Origin of the sequence: Raoultella sp., assembly GCF_039594335.1 — a bacterium.
Lineage (GTDB): Bacteria > Pseudomonadota > Gammaproteobacteria > Enterobacterales > Enterobacteriaceae > Klebsiella.
The window spans coordinates 1-3,379 of the sequence record NZ_JBCNNS010000255.1 but is presented as its reverse complement, the minus strand read 5'-3'; the positions used below and the strand labels follow the sequence as shown (position 1 = coordinate 3,379).

The window sequence follows — 3,379 nt, the reverse complement described above, 5'->3', positions numbered from 1 at the left end:
CCCCCGAGACGCTGACTGAAATCTATCAGAGTTTCCTTGAGAATCAGCTCATGTCCGAGCTGATACTGGACCTTGCGCCTGAAGTGGTCAGTTTCCACTTTGGCGTGGCGGATAAGACATTGATTCACCGACTGAAGGAAAAAGGCGTGGTGATCATGGCCAGCGCCACCAGCGTGCCCGAAGCGCTGCGGGTCGTCGCCCAGGGAGTCGATATCGTGATTGCGCAGGGGTATGAAGCCGGAGGTCATCGCGGGATCTTCGACCCCCACGGCGACGATCGGCAAATGCGTACCTTGACGCTGGTCCAGGCGCTACAGCGGGCGCTGTCAATACCGGTTGTGGCCGCCGGTGGAGTAATGGACGGCGCCGGGATCCGCAGCATGATGCAGCTGGGCGCAGAAGGGGTTCAGCTGGGGACGGCGTTTCTGCTGTGTCCGGAATCGGCTACCGACGCCGGATATCGTCAGGCGCTGAGCGCTGAACCTGCGCCAAAAACGGTGATGACCGCGGCGATTTCCGGCCGTCCGGCGCGCTGCATTGATAATGCATTTTGTGAAACTGGCCGGCGCCATCCCGAAGTCATGTCCCCGGACTATCCAGTGGCCTACGACGCGGGGAAAGCGCTGGCGACCGTGGCGAAAACGCAGGGCGAATGGGGATTTGGGGCGCATTGGGCAGGAGAAGGGGTCGCGATGATCCGGGCGTTGCCGTCAGCGGAGCTAATGCAAACGCTGATCCGGGAAGGCGGCTTTTCCACCAATTAGCAGTCGCGGCGGTTATGGTGACCTGCCGCGACTGCTGATGGCTGACCTTGGGAGATGTCTAGCGACGGTGGGCCAGTTGGCGAACCAGACGGTCGCCCGCCATCTGCACGCCCTGCACCAGGGCTACCAGAATCAGCACCGTGCCGACCATCACTTCGTTATTAAAGCGCTGATAGCCATAGCGAATCGCCAAATCGCCCAGTCCGCCGCCGCCAATGACGCCGGCCATTGACGAGAAGCCAATCAGCATAACGACAGTCAGCGTGACGCCAGCCAGCAGGGTTGGCAACGCTTCCGGCAGTAACGATTTAAAAATCACATGCCAGACCGTACCGCCCATCGACAGGATAGCTTCAATACGTCCGTAATCCACTTCGTCCAGTGCGCTTTCCGTCAACCGGGCGAAAAAAGGGAAGGCGCCAATTGTCACCGGCACCACTGCCGCCGTGCTGCCGAGCGTAGTGCCGATAATCAGCCGGGTAAATGGAATCAGGGCGATCAGCAGCACGATAAACGGCAGCGAGCGACCAAAGTTAATCACCGCCCCCAGCAGCGCGTTGAGTTTCGGCATCGGCAGTAAGCCGTTTTTGCGCGAAATAAACAGCACCACGCCGACAGGAAGGCCGAGCAGAACGGTAAATAACGCCGCCAGACCCACCATATACACTGTGTCCAGCGTACCGTCCAGCAGCAGCGGCCAGAGTTCATCCCAGCTCATGCGACTGTGCATAATGGCCTCCGGTGATAACCATGACGAGCGAGAAAATCACGTTCCGACTGCGGATCGTGCAGTAATGACTGGCGCAGTTTCGACCACGGCGCCACCAGCAGTTCGGCAATGCTGCCGTTTTCGACGATCTCACCATTTTCCAGCAACGCGGCGTGGTCGCACAGGGTTTTGACCACCTCCAGCTCATGGGTGATCAGCACAATCGTCAGATTCAGGCGCTGATTAATATCCGCGAGCAGCGCCAGCACCGAGGCGGTGGTCTCGGGATCGAGGGCGCTGGTCGCCTCGTCGCACAACAGAACGTCTGGCCTGGCCGCCAGCGCTCTTGCGATACCCACGCGCTGTTTTTGCCCACCCGAAAGCTGAGAAGGGAACGCGTGCGCTTTATCGCTAAGCCCAACCAGCTCCAGCAGTTCCACCACTCGCGCCTGACGCGCCGTTTTTGCCACGCCGGCAATTTCCAGCGGTACGGCGATATTGTCGGCGACGTTGCGCGCGTGCAGCAGGTTAAAATGTTGGAAGATCATGCCGGTACGCAGGCGATAAGCACGCAGCGCGGCTTTATCCATTTGCGTAATATCCTGTCCGTTCACAATAATGCGGCCCGTCGTGGGCCGCTCCAGCAGATTCAGACAGCGGATCAGCGTACTTTTTCCCGCACCGCTGCGTCCGAGGATGCCGTAAATCGCTCCTTTCGGGACATGCAGCGACACGTTGTTCAGCGCCGGTCGGCCTGTTCCGGCGTAGGTTTTACTCAGCCCGATGGCTTCTATCATGCTTTCGGGGCAACCGGGATAACCGAACCGTTATAGCGCTGACGGATAAATTCAGCCACCTTCGGCGAAGTCAGATCTTTTGCCAGCTGTTTAATGCGCGGGTCGTTTGCCAGGGAAGGGTTGGTGACCAGAATGTTGGCATAAGGGTTATGGCTGGCGCTCTCAAGGCCAAGCGCGTCTTTTGCCGGCGTCAGTCCGGCTTCCAGCGCGTAGTTGCCGTTGATCACGGCCAGATCGACATCGTCCAGAGAGCGCGGGATCTGCGGCGATTCAATTTCCAGAATTTTCAGATGTTTCGGGTTTTCCACGATATCTTTTGGTGTAGCCAGTGTCGTGGCTGGGTCGGTGAAGGTGGGGGCCAGTTTGATCAACCCCTGGCTTTGCAATAAGAACAGCGCGCGGCTCAGGTTGGTGGTGTTATTGGGCACGGCGACGGTGGCATTTTCCGGCAACGAAGCGAAGTCTTTGTGCTTGTGCGAATAGATGCCCAGCGGCTCAATATGGACCGTGGCGGCGACGGCAAAGGTCTTGCCAAGCGCTTTTTCCTGATCTTTCAAATAGGGAACATGCTGGAAGTAGTTAGCATCCACATCGCCGTTTGCCAGCAGTTCATTGGCGTTCACGCCGCTGGTCAATTCGACTACCTTCAGATCCAGACTCGGGTCGATTTTCTTGATGTAGTTAAGTATTTCCGCATGCGGAACCGGGTCCGCCGCGACGCGTAATGCAGCGGCCTGCGCTGATGTCCAGGCTAAAGAGAGAGACAGAGCAACCCCTGCCAGTTTAAAAGCGGCAATTTTCATGGTGTTTTCCTTTATTTTTATCTTTAAATATTTTTATCTTTAAACGATCGGTTGTGCGGTGCGTTCGCGAAACACATCCTGGTAGTAGCGTTCAGCCACATCCGGGTGTGAGCGCAGGCGGCCCTTCAGGTAATTCCAGCCCACTTCGCGCAGCAGTGGGTTTTGCGGATCGCTGTCCGGCCCGAGCGCTTCCTGCGCCAGTTCCGGCGGCAGGGTGTAGACCGGGACGGTGGCATCCAGCTGCGCGCCGAGGAAAAATGCGATAGAGAGGCGCTCCTGGTGTGCCGGCGGAGATACCACTCGATG

At 58.1% G+C, this 3,379-nt stretch carries 4 protein-coding genes and 1 pseudogene; 1 reads left to right on the top strand and 4 read right to left on the bottom strand.

What is annotated here, in order from left to right; genetic code table 11:
- Positions 1–764 (top strand): NAD(P)H-dependent flavin oxidoreductase (locus tag ACZAHD_RS22560; RefSeq protein WP_462458714.1); only part of this gene is annotated, 764 nt, incomplete at its 5' end.
- A gap of 58 nt (positions 765–822) precedes the next feature.
- On the opposite strand, the gene ACZAHD_RS22555 is transcribed toward ACZAHD_RS22560, so the two are convergent.
- From ACZAHD_RS22555 to ACZAHD_RS22540, 4 genes and pseudogenes are all read right to left on the bottom strand, one after another.
- Positions 823–1,482 carry a methionine ABC transporter permease gene (locus ACZAHD_RS22555; RefSeq protein ID WP_462458715.1) on the bottom strand — a complete coding sequence of 220 codons (660 nt, stop codon included), beginning with the start codon at positions 1,480–1,482 and terminating at the stop codon, positions 823–825.
- Complete coding sequence (locus ACZAHD_RS22550; protein WP_462458713.1) at positions 1,479–2,270, bottom strand: methionine ABC transporter ATP-binding protein; 792 nt, start codon at positions 2,268–2,270, stop codon at positions 1,479–1,481. Before ACZAHD_RS22550 ends, ACZAHD_RS22555 begins: the two co-directional genes overlap by 4 nt.
- The gene (locus ACZAHD_RS22545; RefSeq protein WP_462458712.1) at positions 2,267–3,073 is read right to left on the bottom strand and encodes a MetQ/NlpA family ABC transporter substrate-binding protein; all 807 of its coding nucleotides are present in this window, start codon (positions 3,071–3,073) and stop codon (positions 2,267–2,269) included. The genes ACZAHD_RS22550 and ACZAHD_RS22545 overlap by 4 nt, the downstream gene beginning before the upstream one ends.
- A gap of 39 nt (positions 3,074–3,112) precedes the next feature.
- Positions 3,113–3,379 (bottom strand): annotated as a pseudogene (locus ACZAHD_RS22540) (isopenicillin N synthase family oxygenase); the annotation flags it as partial.

What these genes read in the sequence shown, in the direction of transcription:
- ACZAHD_RS22555 (WP_462458715.1), bottom strand. Translation starts at nt 1,482, where the DNA reads ATGAGCTGGGATGAACTCTGGCCGCTGCTGCTGGACGGTACGCTGGAC.
- ACZAHD_RS22550 (WP_462458713.1), bottom strand. Translation starts at nt 2,270, where the DNA reads ATGATAGAAGCCATCGGGCTGAGTAAAACCTACGCCGGAACAGGCCGA.
- ACZAHD_RS22545 (WP_462458712.1), bottom strand. Translation starts at nt 3,073, where the DNA reads ATGAAAATTGCCGCTTTTAAACTGGCAGGGGTTGCTCTGTCTCTCTCT.